This window comes from Pedobacter alpinus, assembly GCF_042684645.1.
Classification (GTDB): Bacteria; Bacteroidota; Bacteroidia; order Sphingobacteriales; family Sphingobacteriaceae; genus Pseudopedobacter; species Pseudopedobacter alpinus.
Genome location: NZ_JBHULV010000021.1, coordinates 1 through 22,969, shown reverse-complemented (window position 1 = coordinate 22,969; position 22,969 = coordinate 1). Strand labels below are relative to the sequence as shown.

At 36.4% G+C, this 22,969-nt stretch carries 13 protein-coding genes; 10 read left to right on the top strand and 3 right to left on the bottom strand.

Annotated features, from left to right (window positions below; all coding sequences use genetic code 11):
- Position 1: 1 nt before the first annotated feature.
- The 3 genes from ACFSSE_RS06330 to ACFSSE_RS06320 are packed head-to-tail and all read right to left on the bottom strand — an operon-like array spanning position 2 to position 5,265.
- A complete protein-coding gene (locus tag ACFSSE_RS06330) occupies positions 2–1,483 on the bottom strand; it encodes a pectate lyase family protein (protein ID WP_379042625.1) in 1,482 nt (493 codons plus the stop codon).
- Positions 1,484–1,520: 37 nt separating this feature from the next.
- Positions 1,521–3,827: a DUF5703 domain-containing protein gene (locus tag ACFSSE_RS06325; protein WP_379042622.1), complete on the bottom strand. Its 2,307-nt coding sequence runs from the start codon at positions 3,825–3,827 to the stop codon at positions 1,521–1,523.
- Complete coding sequence (locus tag ACFSSE_RS06320; protein ID WP_379042619.1) at positions 3,817–5,265, bottom strand: sialate O-acetylesterase; 1,449 nt, start codon at positions 5,263–5,265, stop codon at positions 3,817–3,819. The genes ACFSSE_RS06325 and ACFSSE_RS06320 overlap by 11 nt, the downstream gene beginning before the upstream one ends.
- A gap of 206 nt (positions 5,266–5,471) precedes the next feature.
- Between ACFSSE_RS06320 and ACFSSE_RS06315 the strand changes: the two genes are divergently transcribed.
- The 10 genes from ACFSSE_RS06315 (at position 5,472) to ACFSSE_RS06270 (ending at position 22,431) form a co-directional block, all read left to right on the top strand.
- Positions 5,472–8,183 carry an alpha-d-galacturonidase gene (locus ACFSSE_RS06315; protein WP_379042616.1) on the top strand — a complete coding sequence of 904 codons (2,712 nt, stop codon included), beginning with the start codon at positions 5,472–5,474 and terminating at the stop codon, positions 8,181–8,183.
- 3 nt (positions 8,184–8,186) lie between these two features.
- On the top strand, positions 8,187–9,737 hold the full coding sequence (locus tag ACFSSE_RS06310) for an MGH1-like glycoside hydrolase domain-containing protein (RefSeq protein ID WP_379042612.1): 1,551 nt from the start codon (positions 8,187–8,189) through the stop codon (positions 9,735–9,737).
- A gap of 3 nt (positions 9,738–9,740) precedes the next feature.
- Positions 9,741–11,315: a glycoside hydrolase family 28 protein gene (locus ACFSSE_RS06305; RefSeq protein WP_379042609.1), complete on the top strand. Its 1,575-nt coding sequence runs from the start codon at positions 9,741–9,743 to the stop codon at positions 11,313–11,315.
- 204 nt (positions 11,316–11,519) lie between these two features.
- The gene (locus ACFSSE_RS06300; protein ID WP_379042606.1) at positions 11,520–14,339 is read left to right on the top strand and encodes a glycoside hydrolase family 95 protein; all 2,820 of its coding nucleotides are present in this window, start codon (positions 11,520–11,522) and stop codon (positions 14,337–14,339) included.
- Position 14,340: 1 nt separating this feature from the next.
- A complete protein-coding gene (locus ACFSSE_RS06295) occupies positions 14,341–17,823 on the top strand; it encodes a malectin domain-containing carbohydrate-binding protein (RefSeq protein ID WP_379042603.1) in 3,483 nt (1,160 codons plus the stop codon).
- Positions 17,824–17,836: 13 nt separating this feature from the next.
- Entirely contained in the window at positions 17,837–18,598 is a 762-nt protein-coding gene (locus ACFSSE_RS06290) for an SDR family NAD(P)-dependent oxidoreductase (RefSeq protein WP_379042758.1), read from the top strand.
- Between the two features lie 103 nt (positions 18,599–18,701).
- A complete protein-coding gene (locus ACFSSE_RS06285) occupies positions 18,702–19,556 on the top strand; it encodes a fumarylacetoacetate hydrolase family protein (RefSeq protein ID WP_379042600.1) in 855 nt (284 codons plus the stop codon).
- Positions 19,557–19,568: 12 nt separating this feature from the next.
- A complete protein-coding gene (locus ACFSSE_RS06280) occupies positions 19,569–20,573 on the top strand; it encodes an aldo/keto reductase (protein ID WP_379042597.1) in 1,005 nt (334 codons plus the stop codon).
- A 1-nt stretch (position 20,574) separates the two neighbouring features.
- Positions 20,575–21,402: an amidohydrolase family protein gene (locus ACFSSE_RS06275; RefSeq protein ID WP_379042594.1), complete on the top strand. Its 828-nt coding sequence runs from the start codon at positions 20,575–20,577 to the stop codon at positions 21,400–21,402.
- A gap of 12 nt (positions 21,403–21,414) precedes the next feature.
- Positions 21,415–22,431: a zinc-binding alcohol dehydrogenase family protein gene (locus ACFSSE_RS06270; RefSeq protein ID WP_379042591.1), complete on the top strand. Its 1,017-nt coding sequence runs from the start codon at positions 21,415–21,417 to the stop codon at positions 22,429–22,431.
- Positions 22,432–22,969 lie beyond the last annotated feature (538 nt).

Below are 22,969 nucleotides of genomic sequence, written 5' to 3'. Positions count from 1 at the left end.
ATTAAAATTCTAAATTAATTTTCTCGCCTACTAAGCTGTTTAAATAAACTTCTAAACAGGTATAGCCGCTAACCGTCTTTTTATTTCTATCACTGGCATCTTGTGGATTTAACCCATTTGCTATTTCCCAAGCGTCGTCCATGCCGTCTTGGTCATTATCTACTATGGTATTGTATGTTTTATATTCAGGATAGGCTTGATTTCCGAAAGCCAAAATTGGATTATCAATAATTCCTTTGGCTACGGCGTAATAAGGATTGTTTAATTGTTTTTCATCATTATGGCGATATTGTGGATTTGTTCCTTTACCACTTGCTGTTCCTGTACGAACTTCATTAACGATTCTACGATCAACGGTATCTCTTGGGAAAGCGCCTGCGCCAATTAAAACACTTTTATAGGCATTAGTAGCACTTTCAATTTTGAGCGTATGTGATGTTTTAAAAGGTTCGGGCATTACTAATAATGATTTCGAAACACCATTTTCTGTATAACCACTGGCATCTAAGCCTTTGTAGTTATCGCTATTTAAAGCACTGTTGGCTTTACCTTCCATATAATTGCCTTTCATGTACCATTTAGCAATTCGGGTATTACCCATGCTTTTGGCATAAGAAGATTGTGCGAAGTAAGAAGTTAAATTGTCCGGATAGGCAGGGCCTGGTTTGTAATAATTGTTAATCATATTGCATTGGTAAGTACCATCAATTTCTACATAGGCACCATAAGCAGAAGTTGCTTTACCCCAATTGTAATTTACGTTGTTTACATATTCATATTGTACATTAACATCGTTATGCTTAGTTCCATTAAATCTTGGTGTTCTGCTTATATTATGCGCCAATAAATTATGGTGATAGGTTGCAGTTTCGCCGCCCCATTGTGCGCCATAGCTACGAGCACCTTTTCCATGCCCCGATGAATATAAACCTTCGTGGATTATGCTCCACTGTACAGTAGATTTTTTATTGTCGTACATGGTCATGTTTTCTTCGCTCGACCAGCCAAAAGTACAATGGTCGATGATGAAGTTATTGGCGTTTTCTATGCCGATGGAACCTCCTTTAATAAATTTTCCTTCATCATCTAAACCAATTCTAAAACGTAAATGGCGAATGACTAAGTTTTCGCAACCGCCAAAATTTACTTTTCCACCACGGATACAAATACCATCTCCCGGAGCGGTTTGTCCGGCTATGGTAGTTCCTGCTGTCCGTTTACTTCTTAAATCTGTCACCAGATTAATAATTCCCGAAACTCTAAAAACGATGGTAGTAGGTTTGTCTAAATGTTGATTTAAAGCCCATCTTAAACTTCCTTTTGTTTCTCCTTTAGCATCATCTTCTAAATTAGTTACTACTACAACTTCGCCTCCACGTCCGCCAGTTGCAAACATTCCATAGCCTTCTGCTGTCGGAAATGCAGGGATTGTAATTTGAGCAAATAAGTTTGCGCTAAGGCAAACCAAAATTAAAAGGGACATTGAATTTTTGATTTTAATTCTGAGCATATCTTTTTTACTATTTCAATTTTATAATGATGTCTTTCCTTCTACTTTCTGGTATTACTTTTAGAATATTTACCTTCCCGTTTTTTAGTTCTGCTTCAACTACAGTTTGTTGCGGAGCATGAAGTTTAAAAAGAACATCAATATTTTTTGGCCAAGCTGGGAATAGCAATATTTTATCATCCACATCTTGTAAAAGCATTTCCTGTAAGCCAATCATTCCAGAGCCACCCCAATTATGATCAGGAGTCCAGTCAAAACCTGGGCCCCAAAAAGCCGAAAATCTTCTGTCTGCATCTTTTAGTTTGGCAAAAGTATATTTCATGGCTTCCTGGGTTAAACCTAAACGAGCTGCCCAGATATTATCCTGTTTCCAGCCTTTGCTTTCTCTAAATTTTAATGCATCGGTATCGTTTAAATAAGTATTAATGGCTGTATCTAATCCAGATTTTTCTAAACCATATATTTTCCATGGGAAAACTGGATAGAGTTGTGGCGTTTCCGTATTATTGATTCTTTGCCAAGTAAGGGCAGGGGATATGGTGGTTTTTCCATCAAAAGAACGGAAATTAATATCTGGAATGCGTGAGAGCATTTCTTGCCAATGTTGCTTTTCTTTTATATCTAATAAGTCATCTGGCAAAGCCAAAAAGTTATTTAAAACCGTTTTTAAACCCGCAATGGTTGAGGTAGCATTATAAGCCATTTTATAGGTTTCGGCAGCAGATCCAGGGAATAAAACCAATTTTCCGTTTGCGTCTAAAGTTTTTGCACCTCTTTGTTTGGCTAAATATTGATAGTGCTCATCAAAAAAAGTTAAGCTACTTTTAATCAAAGGAAGGTATTCTTTAATATCGATGTTTTGATAATTCCTCGCATCCAAAATCATCTGGCAAAATTCTAAAACAGTGTCCCATTCATACTCTAGCCAGGCATTGTATTCCATGCCTTTATCGTAACCTTCTGGGCGTTTCCACCCATATTCGGCAGGATTAGGCAAACCAAAGTTTTCTATTTGTTCGGTAAAACTTGCGCCCCCATGGTTCCAATAGAATTTGGTGCGTAGTTCGGTGTTTTTTAAGATGCTATTATAAAAATCGAATTGTGGATTCATCAAATCGGCATCGCCAGATTTTAGTAATGGCCAATAAACCAAACGTTGGTTTTGTGCGGTATGCGTTCCACCGCCCCAATTCCTAAAATCGGGAGTGAAATTATAAATGGAATCTGTAAAAACAGGATCAACTGTAAATAAGCCTCCATTAAATTTAGTAGGATAAGCGCCATAAGCATTGCAGCCTAATATATAGCGGAATAAGTTGTAATTCTTGCCAACTTGCCAAGCGGTTTCATTAGCAGATTTTGCGATTTCTATAAAACTCTTATTCCAAAAATTATCCCACCAGGTTAAAGTTTTTTTATAATCAGCTTTCGCTGATTTGGAAGCGTTAATTACAAGTTCATTAGCTTTAGCTTTTAAAATATCCCCACTTTTATGCTGATTGGTGTATAAACCAATCAATATTTCTTGGTTCTTACTCGCTTTGCTACTTTTTAAACGATAAGCCTGAAAATCTGTATTGATATATTTTCCATCAGAAACACCATTAGCAATTAAATTTTTTCCGTACAACACGCCACCAAAAATTCTTTGGCTAAGTGGATTAAATAGACTGTCTTTGATATCTTCTAATCCCTGTTGTTTAACCACTGCATCAAAAACAGTTTTTTGTTTGTTTTGATGAAAAAACAGCAGGCTATTATTTTGAAAAATAACCTCGTCCTTAAAAGTTTTTACATCACCCTGCGGTGCCCATTTCCAAGAATTTTGATTGTTTTCTTTCTTTTGAATTTGGCGGTCGGCAAACCTCCAAGTTTCAAAAGCAACTTGCATTTCGGTAGCTTTAGAATGTTGAATTTCTACATGTATAACAGGTTTAAAAACATCAACCCAAATCTTAATGTTACTTTTCATTCCCAGCTGCTCGCCAGAAATGGTACAATTACCTTGTTTAAGATTTAAAGTTTGATAGAAATTATTTTTCAGATTATTTTTTGGGAAATGAATGCGAACTCTACCAGTTTTTAAAAGCGTATTGTTTTCATCAAAGCTGCCACTTCTGGAAATATAAAACAACAAATCACCATTTTCTACCCAAACATTCAGGCCAATATCTCCACCACCTAAAGGCATAGATTCTGATGAATTTTTACTTTGGCTGGTCCAAACCTCATCATATTTTGAAATTTCAAAATCTTGAGCTTTTAGCTGCGTAAATAGCAAAATAAAAAGTAAAGTCGCTATAAATTTATTTTTCAAAATTATCTGTTCTAAATGAGGAAATTGCTAAACCATCGGTGCTAAATAAATCGCCAACTACAAAATCGCTAAAAGCATAGCGAACAGCAATTGGTTCTTTAACTTCAGGAGAAGATAGTAATATAATATCTCTAGAAATTTTCGCTTTCGCAGGATGAAAAATTTGGTCTTTTCCAGCAATTTCAAAATTCACCATTTCTTTGCTGTAAGAAGTTAAACCCATTTTTGCATTTTTAAATTTTATGGTTACTGTACTTCCTTCAACAGTAATGGCATCATAAGTTGGCGCTTCGTAAGCAATTCCCTTAATGCCATAAGTTTTTCCAAGTGCCATAAAAGCCAATCGTTCTCCGCATTCTTTTTTATGCATTGGGTGAATGCTGGTTTTTTCGCCAAGATCTATCAAACTTACCATCCCTGAATTTGGGATTTTATCTAAAGCTTTACGTTGCGCATCTCTTAAATAAGCCGAATTGTATTTCCCACCCGAGTTGTGTGGCGGTAAAATCCGATAATCAAAGGGAGCAATTTGTACATAATAAAAAGGAAAATCGCCTTGTTGCCATTTGGTTCTCCATTCTTTAACCATTGCTGGGAATAAGGTTTCATACTGGTCGGGTCTATCGTAATTAGATTCTCCCTGATAAAAAAGTGCGCCTTTAATCCCATAACCAATAATAGGATGCAACATACCATTATATAATGCAGTTGCGCTACGGTTATTTACCGTTGCAGAATCGGCTACTTTAGGCAATTCAATTCCGTTAAATTCTTTCAAATCTTTTCGGCTCATCCAAGCTTCTACGTTTGAACCTCCGTAATTTACATTGATTAAGCCAATTGGTACATTTAAGGATTCTTGTACTAAGTTTCCGAAAAAATAACCAGCAGCACTAAAATTAGCCACGCTTTCTGGTTCGGCACTCTTCCAAGATGAAGGCTTGCTATTCTCTTTTTCGTTAAATTCTCTCGCTCTAGGTATAACATATAACCTAATGTTCGGATTTTTTGAGCGTAATATCGCTTCGTTAGCACCTAAAACGGGCTGCGAAGGCATACCTTTTAAGGTCATTTCCATATTAGATTGGCCACCTAAAATCCAAACTTCACCAATTAGAATGTTTGATATAGTAAGACTTTTTTTGTCTTTAATGGTGATTTCATAAGGACCACCAGCTTTTGGAGTATTTACATAAACTTTAAATTTACCATTTTCATCAGCCTTAGTGTTATAGTTTTGCTTATTCCAAGAGGTTAATACACTTACATTTTCACCCGGTTTAGTCCAGCCCCAAATAGGAACTTTTGCCTCTTGCTGTAGAACCAAATTATTAGTAAAAATAGATGCCATCTTCACTTGAGCAATGCTTTGAGCAGCAATAAATAGAAACAAAATGTTAAAAAAAACGAAAGCTTTAAATGTTTTTTTATTGGTCATCAATATTGAGGTTTAAATTACGTCCTTAATTAAAATCCGTTTATTTAGAAGAATAGAGTTTAATTAAGTTTTTTTATGGTTATACAAATATTGTAAAAATTTTATATTTGAATATAGTTTTCATAGATAAATTTTTATATTTGAAAATCGAGAACGAAAGAACGCTTAAGTTCTAACCAAATTTAAGCAATAAACCTATAATTATAATGATAAAGCTAAGACACCTAAAATGCCTTTTCTTCACCACAATTATTGCCCTCTCTACTTTTTATAGTTATGCCGAAGCTGTTGATGTAGAAGAATCAAACCGCGTTTTTATTAATGTGCCTCCATCTGCAAGTGCCAGAGTTTTATTTGGTGTAAAAAAACTATCCCATGTATTAAAAGCCAATCAATACGAATTGGCTTTAATGGCTAAGCAAAAAACAACAATAGAAATTTCCATAGCGAGTGAATTTGATTCTAAACTTCCAAAAGAAGGATATCGCATCCAAAGAACGGGTAATAAGATTAGCTTAAGTGGTCATGATGATTCGGGTTTGCTTTATGCTTTTATGGACTTAGCCGATAAAATTTCGGCACAAGGTAAAATACCGCAACAACTTAATTTGAGCGACCATCCGGAAATGGTGCTGAGAGGCACCTGTATTGGCGTTCAAAAACCGACCTTATTGCCCGGAAGAGGGACTTATGAATATCCATACACCCCCGAACTTTTTCCTTGGCTATATGATAAAGATTTATGGATAAAGTATTTAGATATGATGGTGGATAACCGTTATAATTCTTTGTATTTATGGAACGGACATCCATTTTCATCCTTGGTAAAATTAAAAGAATATCCAGAAGCTTTGGAAGTGGATGAAATTACTTTCAAAAGAAATGAGGAAATGTTCGCTTTCATTACTCAAGAAGCAGATAAGAGAGGGATTTGGGTGATTCAAATGTTTTATAATATCATTATTCCAAAACCATTTGCAGACAAAAGAGGATTGGCAACACAAGACAGAAACCGTCCTATTGTTCCAGTAATTGCAGATTATTCTAGGAAATCAATCGCTGCTTTTGTGGCAAAATATCCTAATGTAGGTTTATTAGTCACTTTAGGCGAAGCAATGGAAGGAGTAGGACAAATGGATATTGATTGGTTTACACAAACCATTCTGCCAGGAGTTAAAGACGGTTTGAAGGAATTAGGAACTACAGAAGAACCACCAGTAGTTTTAAGGGCACACGATACCGATGCACCTGCCGTAATGAAGGCAGCTTTACCAATTTATAAGAATTTATACACCATGGCAAAATATAATGGTGAGGCTTTAACTACTTATACTCCAAGAGGAAAATGGGCCGATTTACACAGAACATTGAGTAGAATTGGAACTGTACAGATAGAAAATGTCCATATTTTGGCAAATCTTGAGCCTTTCAGATACAGCTCACCAGATTTCATCCAAAAATCGGTACAAGCCATGCATTCGGTTTATGAAGCGAACGGTTTACACTTATATCCGCAAGCTTCTTATTGGGATTGGCCATACACTGCCGATAAAGCCGATAAAAGATTATTACAAGTGGATAGAGATTGGATGTGGTATAAAGCTTGGGCAAGGTATGCTTGGAAAGCAGATAGACCAAAATCCGATGAAGAAATTTATTGGAGCAAATTGTTGAGCCAAGAGTATGGAACCAATATAAAAGCTTCCGAAAGTATTTTAAAAGCTTACGAAGAAACCGGTGAGATTTCTCCAAAATTATTAAGAAGAGTAGGGATCACCGATGGAAACCGACAAACTTTAACCTTAGGAATGTTGATGACTCAACTCATTAATCCTTTCCGTTATGGTTTATTTACTTTGATGTACGAATCTGAAGCGCCAGAGGGTGAAATGATTATTGATTATGCAAAAAAGGAATTCAATAAGGAAGCACATATTGGCGAGACACCCATTCAAGTAGCTAATGAAGTTGAAAAACATGGCGAGATAGCTGTAAAAGCAATCAATCTTGCCGCTGATGGTGTAACTCAAAATAAGGAAGAGTTCAACCGTTTAAAGAATGATATCTACTGTTACGATGCCATGGCGAGGTTTTATGCCAATAAAACTAGGGCAGCCGTACAAGTATTAAAATTTAAATACACAGATGATATTGCTGACTTAGAAAGAGCAGTGCCTTTATTGGAAAAAAGTGTAAAAGATTGGGTTGAATTGACTCAATTAACAAAAAACACCTATTTGTATGCAAATAGTATGCAAACCAAGCAACGTAAAATACCGATGCGTGGAGTTGATGCTACCTTTATCCATTGGGAGGAAATGCTTCCTGTTTATCAGAAAGAGTTAGCTGATTTTAAAAATCATATTGATTCCTTAAAGAAAACCAGTAAAGGTGGCGTGGTTACAGTAAACGCTTTCCAAAATGCAAGTGTGAAGTTTAATACTAAAAACTTATCTTTTTACAAATTAGAAGAAGGAAGTAAAATAGGCGTAGAAGAAACTACTGAGATTACCCAATTAGCACCCGAGCTTAAAGGTTTAAATGCAATTAAGTTTGTTAAATCTGACCAGATTATGAAAGGAACATCGGTATCTTTCGAAAATTCAAAACCTGTAAAAGTGTTAGTTGCTTATTTTAAAGATACGCAAACCGGTGATTTAGCTCCGCCGATTTTAGAAACAGATGCGAGCGCTAATGATTTTGGCCAGGCCGAAATTAAAATTGCAAATGCCATCAAAACCAATGATGGCCGATTATTAAATGTACATAGCTATACTTTCCCGGCTGGTAAAAACACTTTAAGTTTGGGTAAAGGAGCAGTTTTAGTCTTAGGTTTTATCAATGATGATGAACCATTAAGAATCCATAATGCAGGTTTTGATGGAACTGGAAAAGATATTGATTGGTTATTTGAATAAGATATGATGCGCAAAATTATATTAGTTGTTTTCTTTGCAGGACTGTTTGCAGAACAAACAACAGCTCAAGAGAAAAGAGTAGTATTAAAGCCAGAAATCATGAAAGAGGAAGTGAATTATTTCAACTCCTTAGATTCTGAAGATGTGAAAAATGCCATCTCAAACGAAAAAACTTACGAGTTTCTTTCCAAACAGATTCCGCTTTTTAACTGCCCCGATTCGGCTATCCAAAAAATATATTACTATCGCTGGTGGACTTTAAGAAAGCATTTGAAAGATACGCCAGACGGATTTGTTTTTACTGAGTTTTTAACCCCAATGAAACATGGCGGAAAATACAACGCCATTAGTAGTGGGGTGGGTTTGCAATTAAACGAAGCCCGATGGTTTTACAATGATGAAATTGCTAAGCAATACGCCAATTTTTGGTTAAACGTAGATGCCAGAGAAAAAAGTCCGCATTTGCACAATTTTAGTAACTGGTTTGCATGGACCATGTTAGATATTTATAAAGTTGACCATGATTTAGATTTTGTAAAAAGAAATATCCAAGCTTTAAACCTCGATTATCAGAAATGGGAGAAAGACCGCCAATTAAAAGATGGTTCTTTTTGGCAGTATGATGTGAAAGACGCCATGGAAGAATCCATAAGCGGAGGAAGAAGAGAAAAAAATGTGCGACCGACCATTAACAGCTATATGTATGGCAGTGCAAAAGCTATGTCAATTATGGCCAATTTAGCCGGTTTAGATAGTTTGGAAACAAAATATCAGCAAAAAGCACAGTTATTGAAAAGTATTGTAGAAAACAGGTTGTGGAACGAGAAATCTGAGTTTTTTGAAGTGGAAAAAGAAAAAGGAGGTTTGGCAAATGTTCGCGAAGCTATAGGTTTTATTCCTTGGTATTTCAACCTTCCGGCAGATATTCCAAAATATGAAAATGCTTGGCATCAACTGACAGATACAGCAGGTTTTTGTGCGCCTTGGGGCTTAACTACGGCAGAAAAAAGACATCCGGAATTTAGAACTCATGGAAGCGGACATGGTTGCGAATGGGATGGAGCGGTTTGGCCTTATGCCACTTCGCAAACTTTAAGGGCATTGTCTAATCTTATCAATAATTATCAAAATCATGATGATATGAGCAATAAGGTTTTCTACAAAGAATTCCATAAATATGCCATGTCTCATGTGATTGACGGAGATAGAACCTACATTGGAGAATATCAAGACGAGAAAACAGGGAGATGGTTAAAGGGAGATATTCCACGTAGCCGTTTTTACAATCATTCTAATTATATTGATTTAGTGATTAGCGATTTAGTCGGTTTAAAGCCACAAATAAATAATTCATTAATTATTCAGCCATTAATTCCCCAAAATCAGTGGGATTGGTTTTGCTTAGATGGTGTAAAATATCACGGAAAATCTTTAACCATTATTTGGGATAAAACAGGAAAAAAATACGGAAAAGGAAAAGGCTTTTTAGTTTTCGAAGACGGAAAACGAATTTATAAATCCAGAAAATTAAAAAGTATCAAAACATCAATATAAAAAATGGAGCAGCGTACAAGAAATTTCAGAAACATAGGTTTAAGCTTATGTTTCTTTTTAGTGTTTTGCCTTTCGGCGAAAGCACAAAAATATTTTAATGTAATGGATTATGGTGCAAAAAATGATAGCACAGCCATTGCCACCAAAGCTATTGAAAAGGCCATTAGTGCAGCCGTAAAAGTAGGTGGCGGAACCATTTATTTTGGTCCGGGTAAATATTTAACAGGTCCCATTCATTTAAAAAATAACATTACCATTTTAATTGATGCTGGTGCAGAGTTGCATTTTAGCGATAATTTTGATGATTATTTACCGATGGTTCCTAGTCGATGGGAAGGTACTACAGTCAATAATTTTTCTCCATTATTTTACGCTTACAAAGCAGAAAACATTGCGATTACTGGACGTGGGTTAATTAACGGTCATGGGAAAAAGTGGTGGGCAGCTTCAGAAAATTTCGCCAATGTAAAGCCACAAAAATACATGGATATTTTCCATGCCAATAACAAAAATGTAATCGCTCCCGATTTGAAAGGCTGGATTGAAAGAGGCTTTTTGCGACCGCCATTTATCCAAACCATGTTCTGTAAAAATGTATTGATTCAGGGCATCACCATCATTAACTCTCCTTTTTGGACAGTTAATCCTCAGTTCTGTGAAAATGTAAGCATTCAAGGGGTAACAATAGAAAATCCACCTTCACCCAATACTGATGGAATTAATCCAGAATCTTGTAAATATGTGCATATTTCAGATTGCCATATCAGCGTAGGCGATGATTGTATCACCATTAAATCGGGTAAAGACCGCGACGGTAGAAAATGGAATGCTCCGGCAGAAAATTATACCATTACCAATACCACCATGCTTTCTGGGCATGGAGGCGTAGTTATTGGGAGCGAAATGTCTGGTGGAGTAAAGAAAATTGTCATCTCTAATTGTGTTTTTGATGGTACAGATCGTGGAATTAGAATAAAAACTGCCCGTGGAAGAGGTGGAGTTGTAGAAGATATTAGGGTGAGCAATATCATTATGAAAAATATTAAACAGGAAGCCATTGTACTGAATATGCAATATGCTAAAACGGAAGTAGAACCTGTTTCTGAGCGTACACCAATTTTCCGCAACATCCATTTCAGTAATATTACGGGAGTAGATATTAACGTTGCAGGTAAAATTATAGGAATTGGAGAACTACCGGTTGACCAAATCACTTTTAACGATATTCAATTAGATGCCAAAGAAGGTTTCAGTATTTTAAACGCAAAAAATATCGAATTTCATCAGGTAACTATCAACACCACCATTGGTAGTAGTTTAAAGACTGAAAATGTTAATCGCTTAGAAATTAATGGTTTTAAAACCAATTCCCCTTTGCCAAACAGCTCGGTTATCAGCTTAAAAAACACTTCAGATGTTTTTATACATAATAGTTGGCCAAAAGCAGGTTCGCTAAGTTTTGTAAACATTACAGGAAGCCAATCATCAAATTTCACCATAAAAAATAACAATTTTAAAGATTTAAAAACACCAGTACAACAAGGTATCGAGGTAAAAGAGAGAATAGTTTTTGATTAGTTTCACGAAATAGTCATGCTGAGCGAATCGCCATGATATGCGAATTGTCATGCTTTGCGAATTGTCATGCTATGCGAATTGTCATGCTGAGCGGAGTCGAAGCACCACAAGCAGAGCCACTTAAGTATGGAGATCTTTCGCTCCTCAAGTTAACAAAGCGAAATGCAACCTAAAACTTACCACTTACAACCTAAAACTCAAATCATGAAAACAATCGTCCTCTCTATATTTCTTCTTCTAAGCTTTTTCAGCATAAGCGCCCAAAATAAACTTTGGTACAAGCAAGAAGCAAAAGCATGGACAGACGCATTGCCTTTGGGAAATGGGAGGTTTGGGGCAATGATTTATGGAGGAGTTGAAATGGATCATATCCAGTTTAACGAAGAAACTTTATGGACAGGTAAGCCAAGAGATTACGCACATCCCGGAGCGGCGAATTATTTGGCGCAAATTCGTCAACTATTAAAAGAAGGCAAACAAAAAGAGGCGGAAGCAATTGGGATGAAACATTTCATGGGTTTAAAAGACCATGATGAAATGGAATACGAAAAGTTAAGGGCAGCATGGTTAAAAAAGGTACGTGAAAATGTTGCTCTGTCTAAACCCGATTTAGAAATCAAAACTTGGAAAGCCATGAGTTTACCCGCCAATAACGGATGGGAAACAGAAGGTTTAGAAGGAGTGGACGGAGCCGTTTGGTTTCGTAGCACATTTAACGTTCCAGCATCTTGGAAAGGGAAAAAGCTCTATGTAGATTTAGGTAAAATTAGGGATGAGGACTATACCTACATCAACGGAAAATTTATTGGTAATGATGAAGGCATCAGCAAAAAAAGACATTACGAAATTCCCGCAGATTTAGTAAAGATTGGCGAAAACAGCATTGCCATCCAAGTCATTAATTATTTTGACAAAGGTGGTTTTGCAGGAACCAAAGGAACTGACAGGATATTTGTTGTTTATCCGGAAGGAACAGCAGCCGAAAATGGAATTGGCATTGCCCCCGTTTGGAAATATAAAATTCAGGATGAAGAGCCACCATCTTATCCACAATATCAAGCCAGCTATCAGCCTTTCGGCGATTTATTCTTAGAATTTGCGAAAGGTAAATCAGAAATTAGTAATTATCAAAGAGACTTAGATATTTCAAAAGCAATAGCTTCGGTTTCTTATCAACAAGATGGTATTCAATTTCAAAGAAAATATTTAGTCAGCGCACCAGACCAAACCTTGGCTATTGAACTTACTGCCGATAAAAAGCAAAGCATTTCTTTCAAAGCCATTTTGGGCAGTAACCACAAAGCACAGCAATTTACACAAATTGATGCGCAGACTTTAGCTTTAAAAGTTAAGGTAAAAGATGGCGCTTTATTTGGCATTTGTCAGTTGTATATTGTTGCCCCAAAAGGAGAAATCATTGTTCATGCACATGATATTGAAGTAAAAGGAGCAAACAGCGCCACTATTTATTTGGTAGGTGCCAGCAATTTCAAAAATTATCAGGATGTTTCTGGTCTGCCGATGGAAATTACCAAAGCTCAACTGGAAAAGCTGAAAGGAAAATCATTTAAATCGGTAGAGAAAGCGCACATTAAAGATTATCAAAAATACTTCAATCGTTTTGAGGTGAATTTTGGAGAAAATACGCAGGCGAACGTCCCTACAGATGAAAGAATTTTAAATTATACGCACCAAAAAAATCCTGCTTTACTGGCTTTATACATGCAGTACGGTAGGTATTTACTGATTTCCTCATCTCGTCCGGGTACACAAGCAGCTAATTTGCAAGGCATTTGGAATAATTTATTAACGCCACCTTGGGGAAGCAAATACACCACTAATATCAATTTACAGATGAATTATTGGTCGGCAGAAAGCTTGAATTTGAGTGAGCTGACAGCGCCATTTTTCTCTTTGATAAAAGATTTATCGGTAAGCGGAGCGAGAACCGCAAAAGCCCATTATAACGCACCGGGTTGGGTAGAACATCACAATACAGATATTTGGAGAGCAACCGCACCTATCAATAATTCCAATCATGGTATTTGGCAAGGTGGTTCTGGTTGGTTGGTGCAGCATTTATGGGAACATTATTTATACACCAAGGACGAGAATTTCTTGAAAGAAACCGCTTATCCATTAATGAAAAGTGCCGCTCAATTTTATCAATACAATTTGGTAAAGGATGAAAAAACGGGTTGGTTAATCAGTACGCCATCAAATTCTCCGGAAAATGGTGGTTTGGTTGCAGGTCCCACCATGGATCATCAAATTATCAGAAGTTTATTTGAAAGATGTGTAGCCGCCTCAAAAATTTTAAACCAAGATTTGGCTTTCGCCGATAGTTTAGTCACCATGTCCAAGCAAATTGCGCCTAATCAAATTGGGAAATACGGACAATTACAAGAATGGCTTCAAGATATAGACGACACTACGAACACCCACCGTCATGTTTCGCATTTATGGGGTGTTTATCCAGGTAACGACATCAATTACATCAAAAATCCTGAGGTGATGGAAGCTTCTAAACAGTCGCTTTTATACCGTGGTGATGATGGAACAGGCTGGAGCCTTGCTTGGAAAGTGAATTTATGGGCAAGGTACAAAGACGGCGACCATGCCTTAATGATGATGGATAAATTATTGAGTCCGGCAGAAGGAGGAGATGGAAGTGAAAGAGGTGGCGTTTACCGCAATCTATTTGATGCCCATCCGCCTTTCCAAATTGATGGAAATTTTGGTGGTGCTGCCGGTTTAGCCGAAATGCTGTTGCAAAGCCATAACGGAACTTTAGATATTTTAACCGCCTTGCCATCAGGATTGCCTAATGGAGAAATTAAAGGTTTAAAAGCCCGTGGAGCTTATACTGTAGCTATTAAATGGAGTGATGGAATGTTGGAACAACTGGAAATAAAACCTCAATATGCTGGAAATTGTACCGTCAATTATCAAGGAAAAACCATCAGTTTTTTAGCAAAAGCAGGAAAAACCTATCAGTTCAATCAGCAATTAGAAAATAAATAGGATGAAGTTAAAAGGTCTTTTTCTGATAATGTTTATTTTGTGTTTTACTGCTGGTTTTACTCAAGTAAGGCAAGATATTTTGCTGAACAACGATTGGTACACGGCTTTAGACGAACAAAATGCGAAAGGACAAGGTATGTTCAAATCCGCAGCTTTTAAAGATCAAGATTGGAAAAAAGTAAACGTTCCGCACAATTGGGATAATTATGGTGGCTACCGCCGATTGATGCATGGAAATTTACATGGCAATGCTTGGTATCGAAAAAAGTTTACTGTAAAAGCTTCCGCTGATAAAAAGTTGTTTCTCTTTTTTGAAGGTGTAAGTTCTTATGCCACCGTTTGGCTCAATGGAAAGCAAATTGGTGAGCATGCAGGAGGGAGAACCACTTTTACATTAGATGCCAGCGATGCCATTTACAGAGATGGCAAAGAAAATACTTTAACAGTTTATGCCGAGCATCCAGCTGAAATTAGGGATTTACCTTGGGTTTGTGGTGGCTGTTCGGATGAGCGTGGTTTCTCAGAAGGTTCGCAGCCTTTAGGAATCTTCCGTCCGGTTCATTTATTGGTCACCAATGAGGTAAAGATTGTTCCGTTTGGTGTTCATGCTTGGAATGATACAACCGTAACGGCTCAAAATAGCACTATCCATTTGCAAACCGAGGTAAAAAATTATCAGAAAAAATCAGCTAAAATTACTGTTCAAAATCAAATCATAAACAAATTTGGAGAGATTTTACAAAAGGTAGAATCTAAGCTTTCGCTTAAAGCCGATGAAAGTATCATCGCAAAGCAAGCTTTCAATCATTTAAAAAATGTAGAATTATGGTCTTTAGAGAATCCTTATCTCTATAAAATTGTCACTACCATCAAATCCGGTAGAAAAATCATAGATACCGATACCACCAATTATGGTATTAGATGGGTTAGCTGGCCTAAATCGGCGAAAGCCAAAGACCAAAGATTTTATTTAAATGGCAAGCCCGTTTTTATTAATGGAATTGCAGAATACGAACACGCCATCGGTTACAGCCATGCTTTTACGCCACAGGAAATTCAATCAAGAGTGGATTTGATGCAGCAAGCTGGTTTCAATGCTTTCCGCGATGCACATCAGCCGCATAATTTATTGTACGGCAATTTGATGGAAGAAAAAGGGATTTTATGGTGGACGCAATTTTCTGCCCATGTTTGGTTTGATAATCCGAAATTCAAAGAGAATTTCAAAATTTTGTTGAAAGATTGGGTAAGGGAACGGTGGAATAACCCCGCAGTGGTGATGTGGGGCTTACAAAATGAAAGTCGAATCCCAAAAGAATTTGCCGAGGAGTGCACCCAAATCATCAGAGAAATGGACCCGACCAGTTCTTCACAACGTTTGGTAACAACCTGTAATGGGGGTGAAGGAACCGATTGGGATGTGCCGCAAAATTGGACAGGTACTTATGGTGGAAATCCTGCAACTTATGGCGAAGATTTAAAAAGGCAGGTTTTAGTAGGTGAATATGGTGCTTGGCGAACTTTAGATTTGCATACCGAAGGTGCTTTAGACCAGAATGGTGTTTACAGCGAAGATCGTATGGCACAACTGATGGAGCAAAAAGTGCGTTTGGCCGATTCGGTGAAAAATGAAATTAGCGGACATTATTTCTGGTTGTACAATTCTCACGATAATCCTGGAAGGGTACAAGGCGGAGATGGCTATCGCGAAATGGATGCCATTGGACCAGTAAATTATAAAGGATTGTTTACTTCTTGGGGAGAACCAGCGGACGTTTATTACATGTTTAAATCCAACTATGCACCCAAAACAGAACCAATGGTTTATATAGTTTCGCATACTTGGCCAAACCGATGGTTAACACCGGGATTGAAAGACGGCATCACCGTTTATTCCAATTGTGATGAAGTGGAATTGTTTAATGATGTGGATGAAGCTTCTTTAGGAAAGCGTAAGCGTGGAAAAACAGGTACGCATTTCACATGGGATAAAGCAAATATCCAATATAATGTGCTTTATGCAATCGGTTATGTGGATGGAAAAGCGATGGTGCGTGATACCGTTGTACTCAATCGTCTGCCAAAATCGCCAAATTTCTTGAAACTGAGCAAAGATGAAGGCTTGCTGAAAGCGCAAAATAACTACAATTATTTATATCGGGTAAATTGTGGCGGTGGTGACTACACAGATAGTTATAACCAAGTTTGGAGTGCTGATATTAACAAAAAAGATGAGCAAAGCTGGGGCTCAACGTCATGGACGGCGAATTACAAAGATATGCCAGCTTATTTTGCTAGCCAGCGAAGAACATTTGACCCGATAAAAAACACCAAAGATTGGCCTTTGTTTCAGCAATTTAGATATGGAAGAGACGAATTGAAATACGAATTTCCAGTTGAAAACGGTGAATATTTGGTAGAACTTTATTTTACTGAGCCTTGGATTGGTGGAGGTGATTTGAACGACCACAGCGGAGAAAGATTGATGAATATTGCAGTGAATGATAGCATTTATATTCACAATTTAGATGTTTGGGCAGCAGGTGGACATGATGCCGCTTTCCAAAAAAGCATCAAGGTGAAAGTGGATAACGGATTGTTAAAAATTCATTTTCCACAATCAACCGTAGGGCAATCCATCATTTCAGCTATTGCTGTTGCCAGTTTAAACAAAAATGTAAAACCTGCTCCGGCTTCAAAAGCTTTGGTGCAAAAATCTGCTACATTTAAAGTTAAAGATTGGTTAGACATTGGAGATAAAGTTTACATTGATAAAAACATCAGCTTTAGCGAGCTTCCTCCAAAACTTTTTAACGGGACTTTAATAAGTACTCATTACGCTAAATCGTTAAAATCCTTTACTTTAAATGAAGGAGCAGATGTTTATTTGGCAGTTCCAGTAAAAGAAAAGTATTCGTTTTTGAAAGATTTTGAAGATACCAAAACCACTTTGCAAACTGATGAAGAGGGTGGGAAAACCTATCAGATTTACAGAAAAAGGTACGTTAGCGCCCAAGAGGTCAATTTAAATGGAGCTGGTAATTACTTGGTGATGGCAACGCCAATTTCTAAATTAGAGCCAGCTTTTGATTTAAAGCCGTCTCAGGATTACAAGCCAGAAGTTGCAAAATATGATAGTAGTCTAAAATTGGAAGTCCTTTATAAATATGAAAGTTTGACTTTCCAATCGCCGGATAATGGTGCTATTAATTGGACATTTGATACTGGTGTTGCCGATGTTTATTCACTAACTTTAAGGTATGCGAATCAGACCTCTACAGATTTAAAAGTGAAATTGGAGTTATTTGCCATCGATGGAACTTTGATGAAAACTGAGCTGGCAAATTTTTCTCCATCTATAGCAGGAAAATGGAGTTATTTTACCACCACAACTGGCAGTATGATTAACGCAGGGACATACATTTTAAAAATTTCTGCCGTGGATGCAGAACAATTAAGTATTTCGAAATTAACAGTTCAATAAAAATAAATAAATGATGTTTAGTCTAAAAGGAAAGTCGGCGGTGATAACGGGAGGAGGGAGTGGAATTGGAAAAGCCATATCGCTGTTGTTTGCAAAACAGGGTGCAGATGTTCATATTATAGAATTGAATAAAGCTTCCGCTGATGAAACCGTTGCCGAAATTAAAGCGTTTGGAAATGCTTTTGCCTATTCATGCGATGTTGCAATTCAGCAGCAGGTAAAAGATGTTTTTCAAAGCATCGGTAAAGTAGATATTTTGGTTAATAATGCTGGAATTGCACATATTGGAAAAGCTGACACTACGGAAGAAGCTGATTTTGATAAAGTTTACCAAGTAAATGTTAAAGGAGCATACAACTGTTTTAATGCCGTTTTACCACTGATGAAAAAACAAGGTGGCGGAGCAATTTTAAGTACCGCATCAATTGCATCTGTGGTGGGAATTGCAGATAGATTTGCTTATTCTATGAGTAAAGGCGCAATATTTTCTATGAGTATGTCTGTTGCGAGAGATTATATGGCGGATAATATTAGGAGTAACAGTATTTCGCCAGCCAGAATTCATACTCCATTTGTTGATGGATTTATCGCCAAGAACTATCCAGATAATCAGGAAGAAATTTTCGAAAAACTTTCTAAAAGTCAGCCTATTGGTAGAATGGGAAAACCAGAGGAAGTTGCCGCATTAGCACTTTATCTTTGTTCTGATGAAGCAGGATTTATTACCGGTTGTGACTATCCAATAGATGGTGGATTTATAAAATTGAACAATTAGGAATTATCAAAAGTAAGAATCAAGACACAATATATAAGACGTTCGACTTCGGTCTGCAGACCACCGATTTTGAGCAATCAAAAAAATAAAAAGAAAACAAAACATGAAACTAATAAGATACGGGAACATTGGTGAAGAAAAACCAGGAATTTTAATCGACGAAAAGCGTTTTGACACTTCACCATTTGTTAAAGATTACAACGAAGAATTTTTCGAAACCAATGGTTTGGAGAAGCTAGAAGCAATTGTAAAAGAAAATACACTTTCTCCAGTTGCAGAGTCTGAGCGTTGGGGAAGTCCAGTTGCTCGCCCCTCAAAAATACTTTGTATTGGTTTAAATTATAGAGCCCATGCAGAAGAAACTGGAGCTGCAATCCCATCAGAACCAGTAATTTTTATGAAATCTACCACTTCTTTAGCAGGTCCTTTTGATGATGTAATTATCCCAAAAAACTCCGAAAAAACAGACTGGGAAGTGGAACTAGCCATTGTAATTGGTAAGTACACTTCTTATGTAGATGAAAAAGATGCCATGGACTATGTTGCAGGTTATGTTTTGCATAATGATGTCTCTGAAAGAGCTTTCCAATTAGAAAGAAATGGCACTTGGGACAAAGGGAAAGGTTGTAATACATTTGCACCGTTAGGTCCATTTATGGCTAGCAAGGATGAAATTACAGACCCGCACAGCTTAAAGCTTTGGTTAAAATTAAATGGCAAAATAGTACAAGATAGCAGCACCGCAGATTTTATTTTTAACGTACCATTCATGATTTCCTATGTAAGCCAGTTTATGGCCTTATTACCGGGAGATGTTATTTCTACAGGAACACCACAAGGAGTTGGAATGGGAATAAAACCTCTTCCGGTTTATCTCAAAGCTGGTGATGTGATGGAATTAGGAATCGACGGATTGGGAAGCTCTAAACAAAAAGCAGTAGCTTATCAAAAGCATTAAAATCAAAACTTCATGTCTAAAATAAGTGCACCAAAAATAATTTTGGGAACCAGTAATTTGGGAAATCTTTATCAGGCTTTGCCTTATCAACAAAAGTTGGATATTGTAGAAACAGCCATTAAAAAGAACCCTAATTTACCAGTTTTTGATACCGCCGGAAAATACGGAGCTGGTTTAGCTTTAGAAAGTTTGGGTAAATGTTTAAAAGATTTGGACGTTAAGCAAGACCAAGTTATCATAAGCAATAAACTGGGCTGGTTAAGAATGCCTTTAATTACCGATGAGCCTACTTTTGAACAAGGCGTTTGGAAAGATTTAGAATATGATGCTTATCAGGATATTTCTTATGACGGAATTTTAAAATGCTATGAGCAAGGAAATGAATTGCTAAACGGACTGGTTTCGCAATGGGTTTCTGTGCATGACCCTGATGAATATTTGGTAGGTGCAAAAGATACAACAGATAGGAAATCAAGGTTTAACGATATATTAGAAGCCTACAGAGCGCTTAAAGAACTTAAGCAGCAGGGTAAAGTTAAAGCCATTGGAATAGGCGCAAAAAATTGGGAAATAATTAAAGAAATATCTACTAAAGTAGATTTTGATTGGGTGATGTTTGCCAATAGTTTAACATTATATAGTCATCCAAAAGAACTGGCAGATTTTATTAAAATATTAGATGCTAAAGGCGTATTGATTATTAATTCGGCTGTTTTTAATGGTGGTTTTTTAACTGGAGGCGATTTTTTTAATTATCAACTGTTAGCAAAGGATGATAAAGCATATCATTGGAGGGAGAAATTCTACGAGTTATGTAAACAATTCGAGATTAAACCCGCCGAAGCCTGCGTATATTTTGGATTAAACGTACCCGGAGTTAGCAGTATTGCTTTAAGTAGCAGCTCGCCAGAGCGAACTGCAAAAAATTTACAAATGGATCAAGTTGAAATACCGATTTCTTTTTGGGAGACTCTGAAAAAAGAAGGTTTATTAGAAGCCGATTATCAAATAAAGTAAGATGAGGATAGACGCTCACCAACATTTTTGGGTTTTTGACCCGGTAAGAGATAGCTGGATTAATGAAGAAATGTCGGCTATAAGAAAGGATTTTCTTCCACGAGATTTGAAACCCATTTTAGAGGAAAACGGTTTTGATGGTTGTGTTGCCGTTCAGGCAGATCAAACCGAAATACAAAATGATTTTCTTTTAAATTTTGCAAAGGATAACGATTTTATTAAAGGTGTAGTAGGATGGGTTGATTTACAAAGTTTAAATGTAGAAGATAGATTAGCTCACTACGCCCAAAATCCTAAAATGAAAGGTTTTAGGCATGTTTTGCAAGGAGAAAGTCAAAGAAATTTTATGTTGAGACCAGCCTTTAGGCATGGGATTTCTTTATTAGAAAAGTACAATTTCACTTATGATGTTCTCATCTTTCCAGATCAATTAACTTATACTTTAGAGTTTGTTAAAGCCTTCCCAAAACAAAAATTTGTAATAGACCATATCGCCAAGCCCGATATTAAAAATCAAAATATAGAGGATTGGAAAAAAGGTATAATTGCTATCGCAGAAAATGAAAATGTGTATTGCAAAATATCTGGAATGGTTACAGAAGCAGATTTTAATAACTGGAAAGAAAGTGATTTTGAACCCTATTTAGATGTTGTTTTCGAATCTTTCGGAGTTAAAAGATTAATGTATGGTTCGGATTGGCCAGTTTGTAATGTTGCTGGCGGTTACCAAAAAGCGTTACAAATTTTACAAAATTACACTCAAAAATTAGACGTTCAAGACCAGCAATTATTGTTTGGTAAAAACGCTACTTCGTTTTACAATTTATAGTCGATAAAATATATGAAAACATTGGTTTGTACCAGTCCAGGTGAATTTACTTATCAAGAATCTACTCAGCCTCTTTTAGAAAAAGACCATGCTATTATTAAAATTAAAAGAATAGGAATTTGCGGGACAGATTTACATGCTTTTGAAGGCACTCAGCCATTTTTTAGTTATCCACGCATTTTAGGTCACGAACTTTCTGGCGAGCTAATCGACTTTGATAATGCACCAGGTTTTCAGAAAGGAGAAGCAGTAACGTTTATTCCTTATTTTTCTGATGGCACTTGTATCGCTTGCCGCAGCGGAAAACCAAATTGTTGCAGTCATATTCAAGTTTTTGGTGTGCATATAGATGGTGGAATGTCAGAATATGTGAGTGTACCATTAAAGTATTTATTACATGGCGAAGGTTTAAGTTTTGATGAATTGGCTTTGGTAGAGCCATTAGCCATTGGAGCACATGGAGTTAGACAAGCTCAAGTTAAACCAGAAGAATTTGTTTTAGTGGTAGGAGCGGGTCCCATAGGTTTGGGAACTATGGAATTTGCCAAAATTGCTGGTGCAAAAGTTATTGCTTTAGATGTAAACGATATGCGTTTAGATTTTTGCAAAAAAGAACTTGGCGTATATGCATCGGTAAATGCCATTTCTGAAAATGTAATAGAGAGATTATTAGAAATTACCAATGGCGATATGCCGACAGTAGTAATTGATGCCACTGGTAATTTGAAAGCTATAAATAATGGAATTAATTTTTTAGCTCATGGAGGTAGATATGTTTTAATTGGTTTACAAAAAGAACCTATCTCATTTTCACATCCCGAGTTTCATAAAAGAGAAACTACATTAATGAGTAGTAGAAACGCCACCAAAGAAGATTTTGAACATGTAATTTCTTCTATGAAAAAAGGATTAGTAAACCCACAAACTTATATTACCCATCGGGTTAATTTTGAAAAAGTTAAAGAGGAATTTTCTTCCTGGTTAGATCCTAAAAATGGAGTCATTAAAGCCATGGTGTCAATCGATTAGGTTTTTATAATTTATATAAATAGTAACCTATTCAAAATTTACAGCTTTCATGGTTACTAAAATCTACAATTTTATTATTTCTAGTTTTTTGTAAACTATTATAATCGGTAATTATGCCAAAAACAAAATTCGTAGTCTATAAATAATCGGCAACGTGTGAAAAACTTTAATCGAACATTTAAAATCCTTCTGTACTTAAAAATGAAATGTTAATAGTTATTAAAACCATATAAAATATTAGAAAATGAAAACTAATGGTTAAATGAAATAAGGCTGTCTTTCCAAACAGCCTTATTTAAGAATATTAAATTAGTGAAACGCTCAGTATCGAATTACTCTAAATTAATGGCGTATGTTTTCACAACACCATTAAAGTTAAAATCAACAGTTGCACTTCCATTTGAGGATGTTGCTTGTGTAATCGTTACTTTAACATTGGGATTATCTGTTAAATGGAGTTGCTACCTTTGACTAGAGGGATTTTATTGTCAGATTTAATATAAACACATTAAATTTGAAACTATGAACAAACGAATGT